A 20103-nucleotide genomic window follows, 5' to 3' on the forward strand; every position below is an offset into this window, starting at 1 on the left:
GACGTTAAGAATCCATGTCACTTTGAGTGCCCACACAGATTGTCTGATAAATTGTTAAAGAGCAGTTGCGACGCGCTTTAGCGCTCTGTCGCGAGGTGGCGTATATTACGCTTTCCTCTTTCAGAGTCAACCCGTTTTTCAGGATTTTTCTCTTCAACCGAACCGGCTGTTTGTGTGAAGTGATTCACATCCGCCGTGTCGATGGAGGCGCATTATAGGGAGTTCTCGAGCGCCCGCAATAGAAAAATGGTAGAAAAATGACTGACTGCTGCATTCCCCAGCAAAACCCCGCTTTATACCCATTTACACACAGAATTATCCACAGGAGAGCGTCAAACCAGGACCGAAAGCGCCGCGGATCGGCAGCTATATAGAAGGAGAACCATCGGCCTAAAGAGAAAGATAAAAATTCGCGAGCGTTGCGCAAACGTTTTCGTTACAATGCCGCGCTATGACACGGATGCCCGGTTGGGTGCGTTAGGTGAGTTTTTAGGCAAAAACTCACCTAACGCTCTCTGTAATGTTCAAATCCTGGGGATTTAATACCATGCAACAACGTCGTCCAGTCCGCCGCGCTCTGCTCAGTGTTTCTGACAAGGCCGGTATCGTCGAATTCGCGCAGGCGCTTTCCGCTCGTGGTGTCGAGCTGCTGTCCACTGGCGGCACTGCTCGCCTGCTGGCAGATAAAGGCCTGCCGGTAACCGAAGTCTCTGACTACACCGGTTTCCCGGAAATGATGGATGGACGCGTGAAAACCCTGCATCCGAAAGTACACGGCGGCATCCTCGGCCGTCGCGGTCAGGATGACGGCATCATGCAGCAGCACGGGATCGCGCCTATCGATATGGTGGTCGTTAACCTCTATCCGTTTGCCCAGACCGTCGCTCGCGAAGGATGCTCGCTGGAAGACGCGGTGGAAAACATCGATATCGGCGGCCCGACCATGGTCCGCTCCGCGGCGAAGAACCACAAAGACGTCGCCATCGTGGTGAAGAGCAGCGACTACACCGCCATCATTAATGAGATGGATGCCAACGAAGGCTCCCTGACGCTGGACACCCGCTTCGACCTCGCCATTAAAGCCTTCGAACACACCGCCGCGTACGACAGCATGATTGCCAACTACTTCGGCAGCATGGTTCCGGCCTATCATGGCGAAAGCAAAGAAGCCGCTGGCCGCTTCCCACGCACCCTGAATCTGAACTTCATTAAGAAGCAGGATATGCGCTACGGCGAAAACAGCCACCAGCAGGCTGCCTTCTATATAGAAGAGAATGTCAAAGAAGCTTCCGTGGCAACCGCTACCCAGCTGCAGGGCAAAGCGCTCTCCTATAACAACATTGCCGATACCGATGCGGCACTGGAGTGCGTGAAAGAGTTCAACGAACCGGCCTGCGTGATCGTTAAGCACGCTAACCCATGCGGCGTTGCCGTTAGCGACTCGATCCTCGACGCCTACGATCGCGCATACAAAACCGACCCGACCTCCGCGTTCGGCGGCATCATCGCCTTCAACCGCGAACTGGATGCCGACACCGCGCAGGCGATCATCTCTCGCCAGTTTGTCGAGGTGATCATCGCCCCGTCCGCCAGCGAAGAAGCGCTGAAAATCACTGCCGCGAAGCAGAACGTCCGTGTACTGACCTGCGGTCAGTGGGATGCGCGCGTTGCCGGTCTCGATTTCAAACGCGTTAACGGTGGTCTGCTGGTTCAGGACCGCGATCTCGGTATGGTCACCGCGGGTGAACTGCGCGTGGTCAGCAAACGTCAGCCGAGCGAGCAAGAGCTGCGCGATGCGCTGTTCTGCTGGAAAGTGGCGAAATTCGTCAAATCCAACGCCATCGTGTATGCCAAAGACAATATGACCATCGGCATAGGCGCCGGCCAGATGAGCCGCGTCTACTCGGCGAAAATTGCCGGGATTAAAGCCGGTGACGAAGGTCTGGAAGTGAAAGGCTCCGCCATGGCCTCTGACGCCTTCTTCCCATTCCGCGACGGGATTGACGCCGCGGCAGCGGTCGGCATCACCTGCGTTATTCAGCCGGGCGGCTCTATCCGCGACGACGAAGTGATTGCCGCCGCTGACGAACACGGCATCGCCATGATTTTCACCGACATGCGCCACTTCCGCCATTAATTCATGGAGCAGCAGATGAAAGTATTAGTAATCGGCAACGGCGGGCGCGAACACGCCCTGGCCTGGAAAGCGGCCCAATCGCCGCTGGTTGATACCGTCTACGTCGCGCCGGGCAACGCCGGTACCGCGCTGGAGCCGTCGCTGCAAAACGTCGCCATCGGCGTTACCGATATTCCGGCGCTGCTTCGCTTCGCCCAGGATGAAAATATCGACCTGACCATCGTTGGCCCGGAAGCGCCGTTGGTCATTGGCGTGGTTGACGCGTTTCGTGCCGCCGGGCTGGCCATCTTCGGGCCAACCGAAGGCGCTGCGCAGCTGGAAGGTTCGAAGGCCTTCACCAAAGATTTCCTTGCTCGTCATCATATCCCGACGGCGGAATATCAGAACTTCACCGACGTTGAGCCAGCGCTGGCTTATCTGCGCGAGAAAGGCGCGCCGATCGTCATCAAAGCCGACGGTCTGGCGGCGGGTAAAGGCGTTATCGTGGCGATGACCCTCGAGGAAGCCGAAGCGGCGGTCAAAGACATGCTGGCCGGTAACGCTTTCGGCGACGCCGGACACCGCATCGTCATTGAAGAGTTCCTCGATGGCGAAGAGGCCAGCTTTATTGTGATGGTCGACGGCGAGCACGTCCTGCCGATGGCCACCAGCCAGGATCACAAACGCGTCGGCAACGGCGATACCGGCCCGAATACCGGTGGGATGGGCGCTTATTCTCCGGCGCCGGTCGTGACTGATGAAGTCCATCAGCGCACCATGGAGCGGATTATCTGGCCAACCGTGAAGGGCATGGCCGCGGAAGGCAACACCTATACCGGTTTCCTGTATGCCGGTCTGATGATCGACAAGCAGGGCAACCCGAAGGTCATTGAGTTCAACTGCCGCTTTGGCGATCCGGAAACCCAGCCGATCATGCTGCGCATGAAATCCGACCTGGTAGAGCTGTGCCTCGCCGCCTGCGCGGGCAAGCTGGATGAGAAAACCTCCGAGTGGGATGACCGCGCGTCGCTGGGCGTGGTGGTTGCCGCCGGCGGCTATCCGGGCAACTACAACACGGGCGATGAGATCCATGGTCTGCCGCAGCAGGAAGCGGCAGACGGTAAAGTCTTCCACGCCGGCACGAAACTGTCTGACGACCAGCGCGTGATCACCAACGGCGGTCGCGTACTGTGCGTCACCGCCCTGGGCGATACCGTAGCGCAGGCGCAGCAGCGCGCCTATCAGCTGCTGACCGACATTCGCTGGGACGGTAGCTTTAGCCGTAGCGATATCGGCTGGCGCGCCATCGAACGTGAAAAGGCTAACGGCTAAGTTTCGCCAGCAGCGTTTTCCGCGTAATGCCTAACTGACGGGCGGCTTCGGTTTTGTTGCCGCCCGTTTTTTCCAGCGCCGCCAGAATCACCTCTTTCTCCACTTCCACTAACGGCTGAATTCCCCCCTCCTCGCTCCCGCCTGATGGCAGCGGCGTACCGGCGATCGCCAGCGGCAGTTCTCGCTCAGAGATATAGTTTCCGGTCAGTAGCACCACCGCCCGCTCCACCGCGTTTTCCAGCTCGCGAATATTGCCCGGCCAGGGGTAGTGGATCAGCAGGTCCATCGCCTGTGGCGTGAACCCCTTTACCGCCTTACGATTGCGTTCGGCATAGCGTTTGAGAAAGTGCTGCGCCAGCTGCGGAATATCTTCCCGGCGCCGGCGCAGCGGCGGCATCTCAATAGTCACGACGTTCAGGCGGTAATAGAGATCCTGGCGAAAACGCCCGGCGCTGACCTCTTCGGCGAGGTTGCGGTGGGTGGCGGCGATCAGCCGCACATCAACGGCAAGCGTCTGGTTGCTGCCGACACGCTGCACCTCCCGCTCCTGAATCGCCCGCAGTAGCCGGACCTGCATCAATGGCGAGATATCGCCAATTTCATCGAGGAACAGCGTGCCGCCATCCGCTTCGACAAAGCGCCCCTCACGTCGCCGCTCCGCGCCGGTAAACGCCCCTTTTTCATGGCCGAAGAGTTCCGACTCCAGCAGCGACTCATTCAGCGCCGCACAGTTGAGCGTCACCAGCGACTTATCACCGCGCCCGCTGCAGGCGTGGATGGCGCGCGCCACCAGTTCCTTACCGGTTCCCGACTCCCCATGGATCAGCACCGTCGCGTCCGAAGGGGCTACCAGCGTAATTTCGTTAAGAAGCGCCTGCATCGCCGGGCTGTCGCCAATCATGCCCCACCGTAGATCCGTCGCAACGCTGGGGTCGCCCTCGCTATGACGGGTGTGTGCCAGTGCCTGGACTAACGTCTGCTGTAACGTGTCAAAATCCAGCGGTTTAATCAGATAATCCAGCGCCCCGGACTTAATGGCCTCCACCGCCGTATCGACGCTGGAGAACGCCGTCATGATCAGCACCGGGATCGCCGGGTTATAGGCTTTTATCTCTTTTAACGTTGCGATACCGTCCAGCTCCGCCATGCGAATATCGCACAGTACCAGGTCGAAAACCTGATGATGGATCTGCTCCAGCGCCTGCCGGCCGTTGTGGGCTAATGCCACCTGATAGCCCCAGCCGCGCAGCAGCGCCTGCAAGATCGTGCAGTGGCTGATGTCATCATCGACAACCAGAATCTGTACCTTATCGCTGCTCATCTTCCCTCCGTTGAGCATCCAGCGGTAGCCAAAGCGTAAATATCGCTCCAGCCCCCGGCTGACTTTCGGCGCGGATCGTCCCGCCATGTTGTTCGATAATATTCTGCACCACCGCCAGCCCCAGCCCGGTGCCGTCCGCCTTGGTGGTGAAATAAGGAGTGAAGATGGCCTGTAGCTCTTCATCGCTCATCCCCTTACCGCTATCCTTAACGACTATTTTCATACGTCGCCGATCGGCTTCACTTGCCGATACGTGAATGACGCCGTCGCGGCCAATCGCCTGCATCGCGTTCAGGTACAGGTTCAACAGCACCTGGTTCAGGCGGTCGGCATCGGCGTTGATCGTGGAGAGCTCCGGGCGCGGCGTAAATTGCAGCGCGATCCCGCGACTCTGCGCATCCTGGCTAACCAACTGCAATGAGTGGTGGATAAGCGCGTTAATATCCACCGGCTGGTAATTTAAATGCGCGGGCCGGACCAGCTCCAGCAGCTCACTGACCACCCGATTGAGGCGGTCGGCCTCTTTGGCCATCACCTGCGCTAACTGATGTGACTCACCGCCCGGCGGCGTGCGCTCGGCAAAATATTTTGCCAGCCCTTTAATCGACGAGAGCGGATTGCGGATCTCGTGCGCCACGCCTGCCGCCAGATGGCCAAGTGCCAGCAGTTTCTCTTTGCGGGCCATCGCCTCCAGCAGTTGTTTCCGTGAGCGGCGATAGCGGCGGAACCAGAACTGGGCAAGGATCGTTGCCGCTGTCACCAACGCGGCGGCGCCCAGCATGATGGCCATATTCCGCTGCCCCCTGGCCTGCGCGGCATCCAGCTCGCGGCTATCAAAGGCGATAAAAATCACCTGCGGGATACTGGCTTGAGCCAGGGCGCTGTTGCCGCGATTCATCATGCCCATATGGTGGCCGCGGGCCGGATTGAGCGGGCGAAACTGGCGATAGATCTCCATGGCCGGCTGCGGCTCGCTAAGCCGCCGCCAGCGAGCCTGTTCGCCAACCGCCAGCGCACGCATCTGCGCGGGGCTGTAGAGCGTTTGACCCACCTGCTGCGGATCGCTGTGGGCGATGATGGCGCCATTGTCATCAGTCACCGCGAACCACAGGACGCCCGGCTGCCAGGCCATCTCTTCCAGCAGGGCCTGCAGCTGCGCGTGGTGCATCCGCATTCCCATGCCAACGCGCGTGCCGGACTCCAGCGCGCGGATCAGTACGCTCCCCTTCTCCTCGATAGTTTGTCGGGCGGCGGTCGTCTCACGACCGTAGTCGCGGACGATCATCGCGGAGAACAGCACCACCAGCAGCACTACCGTACCGGTCAGCAGCCAGCTCAGCGCGCCAGCGGCAGCGTCCCGGGAAAAAGGTTTGATCTTCATCGGCGAGTCCTTGTCATCTCCTTTTCGCTATCAGCAGGATCTTTCAGCAGAAATCATGCCATGTTTCCGCGCGGCCAAACCTGCTCTCAAACATATCGCCTGCGCTTTAGCGAGTAAAAATGACTCGCCGGTCCCGGGCGGAACGGGTCATTTTTACTCGCTCTTCTCTTTAACGGCCTCGGCAGGCCTGCACGGACGGGCTTTTTCAGGCTGGCATGAAAGATGCAGTACCGAGAGAAACCACACAGGAGAAAATGCCATGAAACGGAACCGTACCTTACCTCTTGCCCTCGTTACCTTTGCCGCGCTGACCTTCGGCAGCAACACGGCCTGGGCCAACCACCACTGGGGCAACAATAACGGGATCGGCAACCAGGGCTACAGCCAGCTGACCCAGGAGCAGCAGGCTACCGCGCAAAAGCTGCATAACGATTACTATGCGCAAACCAGCGCCCTGCGCCAGCAGTTGCAGTCCAAACGCTATGAGTACAATGCGTTGCTCACGGCGCAAAAGCCGGATAGCGGCAAGATTGAAGCCGTCGCTCAGGAGATGGAAGGCTTACGCCAGAAGCTGGATCAGCAGCGGGTGAAATTAGATCTCGCCCTGGCTGAGGCTGGCGTTCCCCGCGGCGCAGGAATGGGATATGGCGGCTGTCGCGGTAGCGGCGGCGGTCATATGGGCATGAATCACTGGTAAAGGTTAGAAGCTTTTTTCCGTCGGCTGCCAGGTGCAGAAGTTTTCATTGGCCACCAGCAGCAGTTGAGAGCCTTCCGGCGCCTCCAGCCAGGCAATGCTCACCGCGGCGGAAGCGTGGCTCTGCCGACGTTCAATGTGCGCCAGAGCCCGACTATCGAGGTCGGGCGTGACCGTCTGCCCTTCACAGGTCAGCACGGTATGCGCGGCGGCGTTCCAGCGTCCCTGACGCAGGACGACCCGTCCCTGGCGGAGGGCGTCGCTGGTCTGGCGGATCTGCTCGGCGCGATAACGGTACAGCGCGACCTGGTCGCTGGAGAGTTGCTGCTTCTGCCCGTCAACTTCCCGCTGCATAAAGCTAAGATCGCCCTGCGCGTCGAAGCGGGCACGAATATGTTCCGGCGGCTTGCCGTAGACATTGAGTTCAATCAGCGTCAGCTGATCGCCCTGCCAGCGATATTCGCTGGTCGAGGTGTCCCCGTGACGCCACGGGCTGAAGGCGGCGAGAAGATGGACTTCATCGCCAGAATCTTTACGCCAGATACGCATCGCCCCCTGGTTGTCCGCATAACCGCTGGCGGTAAATGGTGGTAGCGACGCGTTATGGCTGCAGGCAGTCAGCAACAGGATGCCCGCCAGCGCCAGAGGCCGGCGCCAGACAGACAAAAGGGGCTTAATAGCCCCTTCGATAAAACTGTTCACTGCCACGCGGTCTTACTTAACTGCGTCTTTCAGTGCTTTGCCAGAAACAAATGCCGGCACGTTAGCTGCAGCGATTTTGATCTCTTTACCGGTCTGCGGGTTGCGGCCAGTACGCTCAGCGCGGTGGTTCACTTTGAAGGTACCGAAACCAACCAGTTGAACAGCATCACCTTCTTTCAGAGACTCAGTAATTGCAGCCAGGGTAGATTCCAGGGCAGCTTTAGCCTGTGCTTTGGACAGGTCAGCTTTGTCCGCAATTACATCAATCAGTTGAGTCTTGTTCATAAGTTATCCTTACAATGTGTTTATCGCTTGCTAAGCATCGAGTGCGACGGAAATGCCAAAAAAGCACCCTCCTGCATACACGCACCGATAGCCACTTTTTTTCGCCCTCCAAATGTAGACCAGACGGGGGGCGGAATGGAAGCCTTCAGACGCTACAATTCAGGCGGTAAATCACGTTTTCTGGTCTCACTGCTGAAAATTTATACCAATATTGCTCTCGCCGGCCTCACGCAGGTCCGCGCGCAGGCCTTTTATCAGCTCAAGGTCACGCTCTTCGCAGTCGGCCAGCAGGCGGAAAATTTCCCACTGAATGTCCCATTCCTGCTCTACCGCCGGGTTCGCTTTCAGCTCTTCGTCGGTCATTTCGCGACCTTCCTGGGTCATTTCCAGCATCGCCACGGTGGTGATAGAGGTTTTGCTCACCTCGATCGCGTGCTCGAGCGTTTCGCCGCTCAGACGTGAATGGATCAGTTCGCTCAACGCCACGCAGGCGTCTATGGCCGGATAAACACCGTACAGGTCGAAATCATCTGCCGCCGGGATCGCCTCTTCCAGTTTCTCCAGCTGACTATCGAAATTCACCTTCGCATCTTTGACCGTCAGCGTTTCCCAGATCAGATCCAGGATACGACGGTACAGCTGGCCGTCGCCAAACTCGGTTTGCTTGCAGAACATCGCGTAGTTGGGGTACATACGCTCGCACAGGCAGGCCATAAAAGTGACATGCTGCCAGCTTTCCAGCTTCTCCAGGCGCAGGTGAATCGGGTTTTGTAACATGATGAATTCTCGAAGTCAGAAATTAGGCGCAGTGTACCTGAATCAGCTGTGATTTGCTTGCCAACGCACAAACGACGGACGGCGGGAAGCCACCGCATCGGCCCAGCGCGTCGGTTCGGGCAGACGATAGCCTCGCATGCAGCGTTCGACCCACATTAAAGCGCTGTCCATGCCTACCCGGTGGCCGGTGCTAATAAACAGCGGGTTGCAGCGCACTTTGCTGCGCCAGACCCAGGCCAGTTGCTCATTTTTATCCATCAGCGGGGCCAGCGCACCGGGCTCATCACCCAGGTCGCCGATTTTGCCGCACAGCCGTTTTTTCGCCACCCCGATGGTCGGCACGTCGATCATCAGGCCAAAATGGCTGGCGACGCCCAATCTCCGGGGATGAGAAATGCCGTGGCCGTCAACAAACAACAGGTCCGGTTTTTGCGAAAGCTGCTCCCACGCCGCCAGCAGCGCAGGGGTTTCGCGAAACGAGAGAAAGCCGGGAATATAGGGCATGGAAGTGGCGACGCGCGCCACCTGATACTCCACCAGCTCCAGTTCAGGCCAGGTCAGCAGCACCATCGCAGCCCGGGTGATCTCCCCTTCCTGCTCAAACCCGACATCCGCGCCGCCGATCAACGTCGGTGGGTCACGATCCAGTCGATCCGCGCGCTCTACCGACGCGGCTAACTGTTGCTGCTGGATACGGAGTGCGGCTAAATCCATATGGCTGATCTCCTACTGGTGATAGGGTGCGGAAAGACGATGCACCGCTTCAACAAAGACGCCCGCATGCTCAGGGTCAACGTCCTGATGGATGCCGTGGCCGAGGTTAAAGACGTGGCCTTCCCCCTGACCAAAGCCGGCGAGGATGGTCGCGACTTCTTCTTCAATACGCGCGGGGGGCGCATAGAGCATGGACGGATCCATGTTGCCCTGCAGCGCGACTTTGTCGCCCACGCGACGACGGGCATCGGCAATATCGGTGGTCCAGTCGAGACCCAGCGCGTCACAGCCGGTCTCCGCCATCGCTTCCAGCCACTGACCGCCGCCTTTGGTGAACAGTGTCACCGGCACGCGGCGGCCTTCGTTTTCCCGCAGCAGGCCATCGACGATTTTATGCATATAGTAGAGGGAAAACTGCTGATAGTCGCGACCGGTCAGCACCCCGCCCCAGGTGTCAAAAATCATTACTGACTGCGCGCCGGCTTTGATCTGCGCGTTGAGGTACAGGGTGACGCTCTTCGCCAGTTTATCCAGCAGCGCGTGCAGCGCCTGCGGTTCGGCGTACATCATCTTTTTGATGACGGTGAAAGCCTTACTGCTGCCACCTTCCACCATGTAGGTCGCCAGCGTCCATGGGCTACCGGAAAAACCGATCAGCGGCACTTCGCCTTTCAGTTCACGGCGAATGGTGCGCACGGCATTCATCACGTAGCCCAGTTCCTGCTCGGGATCCGGGACTGGCAGCTTGTCGACGTCGGCTTTGCTTTTCACCGGCGAGGTGAAGCGCGGGCCTTCGCCTGCCTCAAAGTACAGCCCCAGCCCCATGGCGTCCGGGATGGTCAGGATGTCCGAAAAGAGGATCGCCGCGTCCAGCGGATAACGACGCAGCGGCTGGAGCGTCACTTCGCAGGCCAGCTCGGCATTTTTACACAGCGACATAAAGTCGCCCGCTTGCGCACGGGTGGCTTTGTACTCCGGTAAATAGCGGCCCGCCTGGCGCATCATCCACACCGGGGTGACATCAACCGGCTGACGCAGCAGCGCGCGCAGGTAACGATCGTTCTTCAGTTCGGTCATTTTTACATTCCTTTAGCGTTGATACGCCCAGTGTAACATGTCACTCGAACTCTGCCCGACACATCGCGACGGTATCTTCGATAAGCCGGCGCGCCACCGTACCTGGCGGCGGCAGAAGCGGCAGATCGTCATAGCGGTACCAGTCCGCGCTGAGTAACTCTTTTTTATCCACCACGATATCGCCCTCTGCGTAATCCGCCATAAAGGCAGTCATCAGCGACTGGGGGAACGGCCATGGTTGAGAAGTCACGTAGCGCAGATTTTTCACCTTGATACCGCTCTCCTCCATCACCTCACGGGCGACCGCCTGCTCAAGGGTTTCGCCAACCTCGACGAACCCGGCCAGCACGGTGTGTACCCCATTACGATGTCGGGTATGTTGCGCCAGCAGGATCGCATCGTCGCGACGGATAGCGACGATAATGCACGGGGCGATTTGCGGGTAGTAACGTTCACGGCAGTGGCTGCACAGCATCGCCCATTCACTTTTACTGGCATGCATCGGGTGGCCGCAGTAGCCGCAAAATTTATGCGATCGGTAAAATTCGGCAAGCTGGATCCCTCGCCCCGCCAGCTGGAATAGACCCGGATCCTGATCCAGCACCTGGCGTAACGATCCCATGTCATGGCGGCGATCCTGGCGCACCATCCAGACGGGCTCCCCCTGCCATTCGCCAATATGCAGCGCATGCTGGCCGACAAGATCGAAATTAACCGCTTCGCCATGTGGTAATTCTCCACCAGGCAACCATAATTTTTGTTCGTGACTGACAACCCACCAGCCGCGATCTAATTTTTCAATAATACGATCCATATCTATTGCACTACCTTTGCTTCACTGGCATGTTGTTAACATTATATTTACATTTTGGTGAGCAGATTTAAATCAAAACTAGCGGAGTCAATCATGCTAAACCAGCTGGAAAATCTGACGGAGCGCGTTGGCGGTAGTAATGAACTGGTCGATCGCTGGCTACAAGTGCGTAAGCATCTGCTCGTGGCTTACTACAATCTGGTTGGCCTGAAACCGGGCAAAGAGTCGTTTATGCGGCTAAACGAAAAGGCACTGGATGACTTTTGCCAAAGTCTGGTGGATTACCTCTCGTCCGGTCATTTTAGTATTTATGAACGCATTATTGGCGAAATGGAAGGCGATACCCCACTTTTAGCCGCCACCCGGCTTTACCCGCAGCTGGAAGCCAATACCCAGCAGATGATGGACTACTACGATACCTGCCTCGAAAACGCCATTGATCATGATAACTACCTTGAATTTCAGCAGGCGCTGTCGGATATCGGCGAGTCGCTGGAAGCGCGTTTCGCCCTGGAAGATAAACTGATCGCCCTCGCCGTCGCCCATCACCTGAGCGATGAGGTGCGCGATAATATTGCCCCGACCGCTTGAGTTGTGCGCAATTAACGAGTAGTTTACCTCCATTCCCCCTCCCCGGAGGGGATGTCATCTTGTCGGAGTGCTTATTTTCCATGTGAAGGCTACATGGAAAAGGCTGAGACCGTTAATTCGGGATCCGCGGAACCTGATCAGGCTAATACCTGCGAAGGGAACAAGAGTAAACTGCTGTTCGCGTCAGTCCGTCAGGGCCGATCGCATCTGTTACTCCATCCGTCGTCTGACAAGCCATGTCCTTTATATCTGGAATGCGCTATGTCTACTACCAAACTGACCCGTCGTGAGCTACGCGAGCACGCGCAGCGATTTATCGATACGCTGGAAGGCGCTGCTTTTCCTAATTCGCGCCGTATCTACATTCAAGGTTCACAAGCGGATATCCGCGTCCCAATGCGTGAAATCCAGCTCAGCCCGACCCTCGTCGGCGGCGATAACGATAACCCCCATTACGAAGCCAACGAACCGATCCCGGTGTATGACACCTCCGGGCCTTATGGCGACCCGGATATTGGCATTGATGTCCGCCAGGGGCTGGCCAGGCTGCGCCAGCCGTGGATCGACGCACGTAATGACTGCGCCCCGCTCAGCGAACGCAGCTCGGCCTATACCAAAGCGCGGCTGGCCGATGACGGCCTCGATGAGCTGCGCTTCAATAGCCAGCTGACGCCAAAACGCGCCGTTGCCGGCAAATGTGTTACCCAACTGCACTACGCCCGCCAGGGGATCGTCACCCCGGAGATGGAGTTCATCGCCATACGCGAAAACATGGGCCGTGAACGTATTCGCAGCGAAGTTCTGCGCCAGCAGCATGCCGGAGAAGGCTTCGGCGCCCGCCTGCCGGAAAACATTACCCCCGAGTTTGTCCGCGATGAAGTGGCCGCCGGGCGCGCCATCATCCCGGCCAATATCAACCACCCGGAGTCTGAGCCGATGATTATCGGGCGCAACTTCCTGGTAAAAGTGAATGCTAATATCGGCAACTCGGCGGTGACCTCCTCCATCGAAGAAGAGGTCGAGAAACTGGTCTGGTCTACCCGCTGGGGCGCCGATACGGTGATGGATCTCTCTACCGGCCGCTATATCCACGAAACCCGCGAGTGGATCCTGCGTAACAGTCCGGTCCCCATCGGCACTGTGCCGATTTACCAGGCGCTGGAGAAGGTCAACGGCATCGCCGAGAACCTCACCTGGGAAGTCTTCCGCGATACCCTACTGGAACAGGCCGAACAGGGAGTCGACTACTTCACCATTCACGCCGGCGTACTGCTGCGCTACGTCCCGATGACCGCGAAGCGTCTGACCGGCATCGTCTCGCGCGGCGGCTCGATCATGGCCAAATGGTGTCTGTCGCACCATCAGGAAAACTTCCTCTACCAGCATTTCCGCGAAATCTGCGAAATCTGCGCCGCCTATGACGTTTCGCTGTCGCTGGGCGATGGCCTGCGCCCCGGCTCCATTCAGGATGCCAACGACGAAGCACAGTTCTCCGAGCTGCGCACCCTCGGCGAGCTGACGAAAATCGCCTGGGAGTATGACGTGCAGGTGATGATCGAAGGTCCCGGCCACGTGCCGATGCAGATGATCCGCCGCAATATGACCGAAGAGCTGGAGCACTGCCACGAAGCGCCGTTCTACACCCTCGGGCCGCTCACCACCGACATTGCGCCGGGCTACGACCATTTCACCTCCGGCATCGGCGCGGCGATGATCGGCTGGTTCGGCTGCGCCATGCTGTGCTATGTCACGCCGAAAGAGCATCTCGGCTTGCCCAACAAAGAGGATGTGAAGCAGGGGTTGATTACCTACAAAATCGCCGCCCACGCCGCTGACCTGGCGAAAGGCCATCCAGGGGCGCAGATCCGCGATAACGCCATGTCGAAGGCGCGCTTCGAATTCCGCTGGGAAGACCAGTTTAACCTCGCGCTGGATCCGTTCACCGCTCGGGCCTATCACGATGAAACCCTGCCGCAGGAATCCGGCAAAGTTGCCCACTTCTGCTCCATGTGCGGTCCGAAATTCTGTTCAATGAAGATCACTCAGGAAGTCCGCGACTACGCCGCCAGGCAGGCCATCGACGCCGGCATGGCCGATATGTCGCATCACTTCCGCGCCCGCGGCGGCGAAATCTACCTGAAACAGGAGGAAGTCTGATGTATCAGCCTGATTTTCCACCCGTCCCGTTTCGTCTCGGGCTCTACCCGGTAGTGGACAGCGTGGCGTGGATTGAACGCCTGCTCGAAGCTGGAGTACGCACCCTTCAGTTACGCATCAAGGACCGACGCGACAGCGAGGTGGAGGATGACGTCATCGCCGCCATCGCCCTTGGCCGCCGCTATCACGCCCGGCTGTTCATTAACGATTACTGGCGACTGGCGATCAAGCACCAGGCCTACGGCGTACATCTCGGACAAGAAGATCTGGAAACCACCGATCTGAGCGCCATCCGCAAAGCCGGGCTACGTCTTGGCGTCTCCACCCATGACGATATGGAGATTGATATCGCCCTGGCGGCGCGTCCCTCTTACATCGCTCTGGGTCACGTCTTCCCGACGCAAACCAAACAGATGCCCTCCGCGCCGCAGGGACTCGAGCAGCTTGCCAGACATATCCAACGCCTGGCGGATTACCCCACCGTGGCGATCGGCGGAATTAGCCTTGAAAAGGCCCCGGCGGTGCTGGCGACCGGCGTCGGCAGCATCGCTGTGGTCAGCGCCATCACCCAGGCGGCGGACTGGCGGGCAGCCACCGACCAGCTGCTGGCGCTGGCAGGAGCGGGCGATGAATGATCACGACTTTATGCGCTATAGCCGCCAGCTGCTGCTGGAGGATATTGCCATCGAGGGTCAGCAGAAGCTGTTAGCCAGCCGGGTGCTGATTATCGGCCTTGGCGGGCTGGGCTCCCCGGCAGCGCTCTATCTGGCCGGGGCTGGCGTCGGGACGCTGACCCTGGCCGATGACGACGCCGTGCATCTCAGCAATCTGCAGCGGCAGATCCTGTTCACCAGCGCGGATATCGATCGGCCAAAAGCCGCGGCGGCAAAGACGCGGCTCAGCCAGCTAAATCCGCAGATCACACTGGTTGCGCTCCAGCAGCGCTTAAGCGGCGAGGCGCTGCGCGCCGAGGTGGCGAAAGCGGACGTGGTGCTGGACTGTACCGATAACATGGTCACCCGCCAGGCGATCAATGCCGCCTGCGTGGCCCTCGACATCCCGTTAGTGACCGCCAGCGCCGTCGGCTTCGGCGGTCAGCTGATGGTGCTCACCCCGCCCTGGACACAGGGCTGCTATCGCTGCCTGTGGCCGGATAGCGACGAACCGCAGCGCAACTGCCGCACCGCGGGGATCGTCGGCCCGGTGGTCGGCATGATGGGCACGCTGCAGGCGCTGGAGGCGATTAAGCTGCTCAGCGGCATGACGACGCCGCGCAACACACTGCGGCTGTTCGACGCCCGCACCAGCAGCTGGCGTAACCTGGCGCTACAGCGCTCCCGGGGCTGCCCGGTGTGCGGAGGGCGACATGCAGATCTGGTTTAACGACGAGCCGCTGGCGTGCGCCGACAATCTCAGCGTGAGCGCCCTGCTGACCCAGCTCGAACAGCTGCAGCCGGGCGTCGCGCTGGCGCTCAATCAACACATTCTGCCGCGCGATCGGTGGGAAGATCATCTCTTGCAGGAAGGCGATCGAGTCCTGCTTTTTCAGGTTATCGCTGGAGGCTGACATGTTACGTATTGCAGACAAAACATTTGAATCCCATCTTTTCACCGGTACCGGCAAATTCGCCGCCCCGGGGGTGATGGTTGAGGCGATTCGCGCCTCGGGCAGCCAGCTGGTCACCCTGGCAATGAAGCGCGTCGATTTACGTCAGCACAATGACGCCATCCTCGCCCCGCTGCTGGCGGCGGGGGTCAGCCTGCTGCCGAATACCTCGGGCGCCAAGACGGCGGAAGAGGCGGTGTTTGCCGCCCGCCTGGCACGGGAGGCTCTGGGCACCCACTGGCTGAAACTGGAGATCCACCCGGACGCCCGCTGGTTGCTGCCCGACCCGATTGAAACCCTGAAAGCGGCGGAGCTGCTGGTCCGCGAAGGGTTCGTGGTGCTGCCCTACTGCGGCGCCGACCCGGTGCTGTGTAAACGACTGGAAGAGGCTGGCTGCGCGGCGGTGATGCCCCTGGGCGCGCCGATCGGCTCAAATCAGGGGCTGGAAACCAAAGCCATGCTGGAGATTATTATCGAACAGGCGACGGTGCCGGTGGTCGTCGACGCCGGCATCGGCGTTCCGAGCCATGCGGCGCAGGCGCTGGAAATGGGAGCGGACGCGGTGCTGGTCAATACCGCTATTGCCGTCGCCGACGATCCCGTGGCCATGGCCCACGCCTTCCGTATGGCGGTCGAGGCCGGCTTGCTGGCCCGTCAGGCCGGACCGGGGGCGCGCAGCGCGCAGGCGCAGGCCACCAGCCCGCTCACCGGATTCCTGGAGGCGCTGGCATGAAAACCTTTAGCGATCGCTGGCGGCAGCTGGAGTGGGACGACATCCGCCTGCGCATCAACAGTAAAACCGCCGCCGATGTCGAACAGGCGCTGGCGGCCAAACAGCTGACCCGCGACGATATGATGGCCCTGCTTTCGCCAGCGGCGGCCGGGTATCTTGAACCTCTGGCCCAGCGCGCGCAGCGGCTTACCCGCCAGCGCTTCGGCAATACCGTCAGCTTCTACGTGCCGCTGTATCTCTCCAACCTGTGCGCCAACGACTGCACCTACTGCGGCTTCTCGATGAGCAATCGCATTAAGCGCAAGACGCTGGATGCCGCCGAGATTGCCCGCGAGTGCGCCGCGATCCGCGACCTGGGTTTTGAGCATCTGCTGCTGGTAACCGGTGAGCATCAGGGCAAGGTGGGAATGGATTATTTCCGCCAGCACCTGCCGGCAATCCGCAGCCAGTTTGCCTCGCTGCAGATGGAGGTACAGCCGCTGGCGACCGACGAGTATGCCGAGCTGAAAACCCTGGGGCTCGACGGGGTGATGGTCTATCAGGAGACCTATCACGAAGGTATGTACGCCCAGCACCATCTGAAAGGGAAAAAACAGGATTTCTTCTGGCGGCTGGATACGCCGGATCGCCTGGGCGAGGCGGGGATCGATAAGATCGGCCTTGGCGCGCTGATCGGCCTTTCCGACAGCTGGCGAGTGGACTGCTTTATGGTCGCTGAGCACCTGTTGTGGCTGCAGCAACGCTACTGGCGCAGCCGCTATTCGGTCTCCTTCCCGCGTCTGCGTCCCTGCGCCGGCGGCATTGAACCAGCCTCGCTAATGGATGAGCGTCAGCTGGTGCAGACCATCTGCGCCTTCCGCCTGCTGGCGCCGGAGGTTGAGCTGTCGCTATCCACCCGCGAATCCCCCTGGTTCCGCGACCGGGTGATCCCGCTGGCGATCAATAACGTCAGCGCCTTCTCCAAAACCCAGCCCGGGGGTTACGCCGACGATCATCCGGAGCTTGAGCAGTTCGCGCCGCACGATGGCCGTCGACCTGAAGAAGTCGCCAGCGCGCTGGCTGCCCGCGGCCTGCAGCCGGTATGGAAAGACTGGGACAGCTGGCTGGGACGCGCCTCGCAAACCTCATGATGAACAGTGTAAGTGCCTGATATTTTTGCGCGCCTGCACGAGAGATAAAAAACGGGAACTGGCCCGCCAGGCGCCCTTTTTCTATTCTGCCCGGGTCAGCAGCGGACGCTGACCAGGGCGAACCTTTTCTTCCTCATTTTCGCCCTGCCTCTCCGCGCTGAACGAGGGCCTGTGCATTATCGCCGAATATAAATCACGATACATGAAGGCCTCAGAGTTATAATTGAGCAATAGTTAACTGATTCGATCGGCAGGCGCCGCAGTCACAACCTGCGTTCGGACCCATGGTTTATACATCCGGGACGATTAACGATTCATGGCTCTACACAACAGAAAGCTCTCTTTCACGACGCCGATCGTCGTGGGGTTTGCCGGCATCTTGCTCAGTTTTATGCTGATCGCTATTTTTGTCACCCTGGCGCAGCGGAAAGATTTTCTTGAAGATTATCACGACATTAACCGCAACTTTACCCACAACCTGGCGATCAACTATACGGAAACCCTGCTGCGGGAAAATGATTTTATCCTTGGGCGCGCGGTCGCCTTCTTTGCCCGCAATGACGAACTGAATCGCGCAGTCAATGTGGAGCCGGAGAAAGGATTAACGACGCTGATGCAGTTACAGAACATGATGCCGAGCGTCTCATCCATCTCACTGGCGGATACCGAGGGCCACTATCTGCGCGCCCCGGAGGTGCTGGAAAATGAAGACAGCCGGGCTTTCGATCCCAGAAAGCGGCCCTGGTTTATCAAACAGGCTGAAGCCAGCACCTTCAGCCACTACACCAGCCCATATATGGATTTTTTTACCCACCATCCGACGATTACCATTTTCAAACCCATCATCACCCCGGAAGGGAAACTCAAGGGCAGCCTGGCCTTTCATCTTGATCTCACCTCCATGGGGTTCGCGCTGCGTCAGATGGTGGCCCCCGTACAGGGCGAGTTTTTTGTGGTGCAGCGTGATGGCAAAGTGGTCCTGCACTCCGACCCTGGTGCGCTGTTTAAACCCTTCGTCAGTAATGAGCTGATGGATAAAATGACCAGCGGCGAGGGGCAGCTTTACGATCCCGGAAGCGACACCTGGTATTACTATTACTCCTTTACCAATCCCGACTGGTTTGTGATTTTCCGTGTTGATAACACCACCCTGGTCAATCTGACGCGCCATGAAACCAATTTAGTGATCGGCGGTTTTGCCCTCGCGGCGATCATCATCATCCTGTTCGGCCTTTATCTGCGTCATGCCTCCCGCACCGTGCTGATGAATATCATCAATGCGATTAAAACCGGCGACGTCAAACGCGCCCCCCGCCTCGAGGCGATGCTGAGTAAAGCCATTGAAACTAATAAGCAGCGCGAGCTGACCTACGTCCGCCAGGCGACCATCGACGCGCTCACCGGCTGCAAGAACCGCCGCGCCTTCGATAGTGATATTGCCGCGCTGATGAACGATCATCAGCCGTTCGCCCTCGCGCTGGTCGATATCGATAACTTCAAATCGATCAACGACACCTGGGGTCACCTCAACGGCGATATCGTTCTGCGAAACGTCGCCCGCGAAGGACTGCAGGTCCTCCAGCCGCTGGAGATATCCCTCTATCGCTATGGTGGCGAAGAGTTCGCGGTGGTCTTTCCTGCCGAACATATTGATAACGCCCGCACGCTGCTGGAAACATGGCGGGTAAACGTCGAACGGCGCACCTGGCGCGAAGATGGCCTGACGGTCACCTTCAGCGCCGGGCTGGGGGAATGGAACATGGAGCCGCTGGATAAGCTGGTGGTGAGCGTCGATGAAGCGCTGTACAAAGCCAAACAGCAGGGTAAAAACCGCATCCTGCGCGCCTAGGTCTTCAGCGCCGCAACCGCCCACTTCGGTGGGCTTTTTTATTTTTTTCGGCAAAAATGAAACCGGTTTCAATTTTTGTGTGATGACTTACACACAATCACGGTAAAGCGGTTGTCGCATCGCCAGGGCCGCGATAAAGATAGGACATCACGGAACACAAGGGCCACTGACTATGAAGAATATCGTTTTGTGCTGTGCCGCCGGTATGTCTACCAGCATGCTGGTTCAGCGTATGCAAGATGCCGCGCAGAAGAAAGGTGTTGAAGTCTCCATCAAGGCCGTACCGGTCGCCGAGTTTAAAGATAATCTGGCCGCCGCCGACATTATTCTGCTCGGCCCGCAGGTGAAATATGAGCAGGCGAAGCTGCAGGCGCTGGCCGACCCGTTCGGCAAAAAGGTCGCGGTGATCGATATGATGGACTACGGCATGATGAAAGGCGATGCCGTTCTGGATAAAGCCCTTAAGATGCTGGAGTAATCGATGGAAGATTTAGAAACGATCATCATGGAGCTGCTGGTTAACGCGGGTTCTGCGCGCAGCGCGGCGCTCACGGCGCTACAGCTGGCGCGGAAAGGCGATTTTGCCGCAGCGGAGCAGGCCATGGCCGAGTCCCATGAGTTCGTCAAACATGCGCATAAAATTCAGACCCAGCTTATCGGCCTGGATGAAGGCAGCGGTAAGTTACCGGTCAACCTGATCACCGTGCATTCTCAGGACCATCTGATGAACGCCATGGTCATTCAGGATCTGGCGACCGATATGATTGAACTATACCGTCGCCTGCCCCTCGCGCAATAATCTCTCGAATTAAACGGGCGTCGCT

Annotated in this window: 21 protein-coding genes and 1 riboswitch; of the genes, 13 read left to right on the top strand and 8 right to left on the bottom strand. The window is 58.8% G+C overall.

The window, feature by feature from the left end:
* Positions 1-547: 547 nt before the first annotated feature.
* Positions 548-2137, top strand: a complete 1590-nt coding sequence (gene purH, locus ACQUTP_RS24800) for a bifunctional phosphoribosylaminoimidazolecarboxamide formyltransferase/IMP cyclohydrolase (RefSeq protein WP_004206735.1) — start codon at positions 548-550, stop codon at positions 2135-2137.
* A 15-nt stretch (positions 2138-2152) separates the two neighbouring features.
* Positions 2153-3448, top strand: coding sequence for a phosphoribosylamine--glycine ligase (gene purD, locus ACQUTP_RS24805; RefSeq protein WP_096834000.1), 1296 nt, complete (start codon positions 2153-2155; stop codon positions 3446-3448).
* Here purD and zraR read toward each other — a convergent pair.
* Positions 3438-4769 carry a sigma-54-dependent response regulator transcription factor ZraR gene (gene zraR, locus ACQUTP_RS24810; protein ID WP_004206737.1) on the bottom strand — a complete coding sequence of 444 codons (1332 nt, stop codon included), beginning with the start codon at positions 4767-4769 and terminating at the stop codon, positions 3438-3440. The two genes, purD and zraR, sit on opposite strands and share 11 nt — an antisense overlap.
* Positions 4756-6150, bottom strand: coding sequence for a two-component system sensor histidine kinase ZraS (zraS, locus tag ACQUTP_RS24815; RefSeq protein WP_017901121.1), 1395 nt, complete (start codon positions 6148-6150; stop codon positions 4756-4758). Before zraS ends, zraR begins: the two co-directional genes overlap by 14 nt.
* Positions 6151-6409: 259 nt before the next feature.
* Here zraS and zraP point away from each other — a divergent pair, with 259 nt between their 5' ends.
* Positions 6410-6847, top strand: a complete 438-nt coding sequence (zraP, locus tag ACQUTP_RS24820) for a zinc resistance sensor/chaperone ZraP (RefSeq protein WP_130943210.1) — start codon at positions 6410-6412, stop codon at positions 6845-6847.
* A 3-nt stretch (positions 6848-6850) separates the two neighbouring features.
* Here zraP and ACQUTP_RS24825 read toward each other — a convergent pair whose 3' ends face one another.
* The 6 genes from ACQUTP_RS24825 to nudC all read right to left on the bottom strand — a co-directional run bounded on the left by ACQUTP_RS24825 (position 6851) and on the right by nudC (position 11213).
* The gene (locus ACQUTP_RS24825; protein ID WP_023319466.1) at positions 6851-7546 is read right to left on the bottom strand and encodes a DUF1481 domain-containing protein; all 696 of its coding nucleotides are present in this window, start codon (positions 7544-7546) and stop codon (positions 6851-6853) included.
* A 12-nt stretch (positions 7547-7558) separates the two neighbouring features.
* Complete coding sequence (hupA, locus tag ACQUTP_RS24830) at positions 7559-7831, bottom strand: nucleoid-associated protein HU-alpha (RefSeq protein WP_002884342.1); 273 nt, start codon at positions 7829-7831, stop codon at positions 7559-7561.
* A 186-nt stretch (positions 7832-8017) separates the two neighbouring features.
* Positions 8018-8608: a YjaG family protein gene (locus ACQUTP_RS24835; protein WP_004206742.1), complete on the bottom strand. Its 591-nt coding sequence runs from the start codon at positions 8606-8608 to the stop codon at positions 8018-8020.
* 42 nt (positions 8609-8650) lie between these two features.
* Positions 8651-9322, bottom strand: a complete 672-nt coding sequence (gene nfi / locus ACQUTP_RS24840; protein WP_004206743.1) for a deoxyribonuclease V — start codon at positions 9320-9322, stop codon at positions 8651-8653.
* Between the two features lie 12 nt (positions 9323-9334).
* Positions 9335-10399 carry a uroporphyrinogen decarboxylase gene (gene hemE, locus ACQUTP_RS24845; RefSeq protein WP_004206744.1) on the bottom strand — a complete coding sequence of 355 codons (1065 nt, stop codon included), beginning with the start codon at positions 10397-10399 and terminating at the stop codon, positions 9335-9337.
* Between the two features lie 40 nt (positions 10400-10439).
* Positions 10440-11213 (bottom strand): NAD(+) diphosphatase, encoded by a 774-nt coding sequence (gene nudC, locus ACQUTP_RS24850; protein WP_004206745.1) that lies wholly within the window; start codon positions 11211-11213, stop codon positions 10440-10442.
* 93 nt (positions 11214-11306) lie between these two features.
* Between nudC and ACQUTP_RS24855 the strand changes: the two genes are divergently transcribed.
* From ACQUTP_RS24855 to ACQUTP_RS24900, 10 genes are all read left to right on the top strand, one after another.
* Positions 11307-11804: an Rsd/AlgQ family anti-sigma factor gene (locus ACQUTP_RS24855; RefSeq protein WP_004206746.1), complete on the top strand. Its 498-nt coding sequence runs from the start codon at positions 11307-11309 to the stop codon at positions 11802-11804.
* A gap of 53 nt (positions 11805-11857) precedes the next feature.
* Positions 11858-11981, top strand: a riboswitch (TPP riboswitch).
* 84 nt (positions 11982-12065) lie between these two features.
* Complete coding sequence (gene thiC / locus ACQUTP_RS24860) at positions 12066-13961, top strand: phosphomethylpyrimidine synthase ThiC (protein ID WP_023319462.1); 1896 nt, start codon at positions 12066-12068, stop codon at positions 13959-13961.
* A complete protein-coding gene (gene thiE, locus ACQUTP_RS24865; RefSeq protein WP_017901116.1) occupies positions 13961-14596 on the top strand; it encodes a thiamine phosphate synthase in 636 nt (211 codons plus the stop codon). The genes thiC and thiE overlap by 1 nt, the downstream gene beginning before the upstream one ends.
* A complete protein-coding gene (thiF, locus tag ACQUTP_RS24870; RefSeq protein ID WP_004206749.1) occupies positions 14589-15344 on the top strand; it encodes a thiazole biosynthesis adenylyltransferase ThiF in 756 nt (251 codons plus the stop codon). Before thiE ends, thiF begins: the two co-directional genes overlap by 8 nt.
* A complete protein-coding gene (gene thiS / locus ACQUTP_RS24875) occupies positions 15328-15528 on the top strand; it encodes a sulfur carrier protein ThiS (RefSeq protein ID WP_004206750.1) in 201 nt (66 codons plus the stop codon). The genes thiF and thiS overlap by 17 nt, the downstream gene beginning before the upstream one ends.
* Before the next feature lies 1 nt (position 15529).
* Positions 15530-16300 (top strand): thiazole synthase, encoded by a 771-nt coding sequence (gene thiG / locus ACQUTP_RS24880; RefSeq protein ID WP_032456545.1) that lies wholly within the window; start codon positions 15530-15532, stop codon positions 16298-16300.
* Positions 16297-17430: a 2-iminoacetate synthase ThiH gene (gene thiH, locus ACQUTP_RS24885; RefSeq protein ID WP_004206752.1), complete on the top strand. Its 1134-nt coding sequence runs from the start codon at positions 16297-16299 to the stop codon at positions 17428-17430. The genes thiG and thiH overlap by 4 nt, the downstream gene beginning before the upstream one ends.
* 316 nt (positions 17431-17746) lie before the next feature.
* On the top strand, positions 17747-19279 hold the full coding sequence (locus tag ACQUTP_RS24890) for a sensor domain-containing diguanylate cyclase (RefSeq protein WP_032456543.1): 1533 nt from the start codon (positions 17747-17749) through the stop codon (positions 19277-19279).
* A gap of 172 nt (positions 19280-19451) precedes the next feature.
* Positions 19452-19757, top strand: a complete 306-nt coding sequence (locus ACQUTP_RS24895; protein WP_002884150.1) for a PTS sugar transporter subunit IIB — start codon at positions 19452-19454, stop codon at positions 19755-19757.
* Between the two features lie 3 nt (positions 19758-19760).
* Positions 19761-20078, top strand: coding sequence for a PTS lactose/cellobiose transporter subunit IIA (locus ACQUTP_RS24900; protein ID WP_004206755.1), 318 nt, complete (start codon positions 19761-19763; stop codon positions 20076-20078).
* The last annotated feature ends 25 nt before the right edge of the window (positions 20079-20103 follow it).

The sequence above is a fragment of the Klebsiella sp. 2-CIP_Kleb. genome (assembly GCF_050378715.1).
GTDB classification, from domain to species: domain Bacteria; phylum Pseudomonadota; class Gammaproteobacteria; order Enterobacterales; family Enterobacteriaceae; genus Klebsiella; species Klebsiella quasipneumoniae.

What these genes read in the sequence shown, in the direction of transcription:
- ACQUTP_RS24900 (WP_004206755.1), top strand. Translation starts at nt 19,761, where the DNA reads ATGGAAGATTTAGAAACGATCATCATGGAGCTGCTGGTTAACGCGGGT.
- zraS (WP_017901121.1), bottom strand. Translation starts at nt 6,150, where the DNA reads ATGAAGATCAAACCTTTTTCCCGGGACGCTGCCGCTGGCGCGCTGAGC.
- thiG (WP_032456545.1), top strand. Translation starts at nt 15,530, where the DNA reads ATGTTACGTATTGCAGACAAAACATTTGAATCCCATCTTTTCACCGGT.
- purH (WP_004206735.1), top strand. Translation starts at nt 548, where the DNA reads ATGCAACAACGTCGTCCAGTCCGCCGCGCTCTGCTCAGTGTTTCTGAC.
- hupA (WP_002884342.1), bottom strand. Translation starts at nt 7,831, where the DNA reads ATGAACAAGACTCAACTGATTGATGTAATTGCGGACAAAGCTGACCTG.
- nudC (WP_004206745.1), bottom strand. Translation starts at nt 11,213, where the DNA reads ATGGATCGTATTATTGAAAAATTAGATCGCGGCTGGTGGGTTGTCAGT.
- thiS (WP_004206750.1), top strand. Translation starts at nt 15,328, where the DNA reads ATGCAGATCTGGTTTAACGACGAGCCGCTGGCGTGCGCCGACAATCTC.
- ACQUTP_RS24895 (WP_002884150.1), top strand. Translation starts at nt 19,452, where the DNA reads ATGAAGAATATCGTTTTGTGCTGTGCCGCCGGTATGTCTACCAGCATG.
- thiC (WP_023319462.1), top strand. Translation starts at nt 12,066, where the DNA reads ATGTCTACTACCAAACTGACCCGTCGTGAGCTACGCGAGCACGCGCAG.
- ACQUTP_RS24890 (WP_032456543.1), top strand. Translation starts at nt 17,747, where the DNA reads ATGGCTCTACACAACAGAAAGCTCTCTTTCACGACGCCGATCGTCGTG.
- thiH (WP_004206752.1), top strand. Translation starts at nt 16,297, where the DNA reads ATGAAAACCTTTAGCGATCGCTGGCGGCAGCTGGAGTGGGACGACATC.
- hemE (WP_004206744.1), bottom strand. Translation starts at nt 10,399, where the DNA reads ATGACCGAACTGAAGAACGATCGTTACCTGCGCGCGCTGCTGCGTCAG.
- ACQUTP_RS24855 (WP_004206746.1), top strand. Translation starts at nt 11,307, where the DNA reads ATGCTAAACCAGCTGGAAAATCTGACGGAGCGCGTTGGCGGTAGTAAT.
- purD (WP_096834000.1), top strand. Translation starts at nt 2,153, where the DNA reads ATGAAAGTATTAGTAATCGGCAACGGCGGGCGCGAACACGCCCTGGCC.
- thiE (WP_017901116.1), top strand. Translation starts at nt 13,961, where the DNA reads ATGTATCAGCCTGATTTTCCACCCGTCCCGTTTCGTCTCGGGCTCTAC.
- nfi (WP_004206743.1), bottom strand. Translation starts at nt 9,322, where the DNA reads ATGGATTTAGCCGCACTCCGTATCCAGCAGCAACAGTTAGCCGCGTCG.
- thiF (WP_004206749.1), top strand. Translation starts at nt 14,589, where the DNA reads ATGAATGATCACGACTTTATGCGCTATAGCCGCCAGCTGCTGCTGGAG.
- ACQUTP_RS24835 (WP_004206742.1), bottom strand. Translation starts at nt 8,608, where the DNA reads ATGTTACAAAACCCGATTCACCTGCGCCTGGAGAAGCTGGAAAGCTGG.
- zraP (WP_130943210.1), top strand. Translation starts at nt 6,410, where the DNA reads ATGAAACGGAACCGTACCTTACCTCTTGCCCTCGTTACCTTTGCCGCG.
- zraR (WP_004206737.1), bottom strand. Translation starts at nt 4,769, where the DNA reads ATGAGCAGCGATAAGGTACAGATTCTGGTTGTCGATGATGACATCAGC.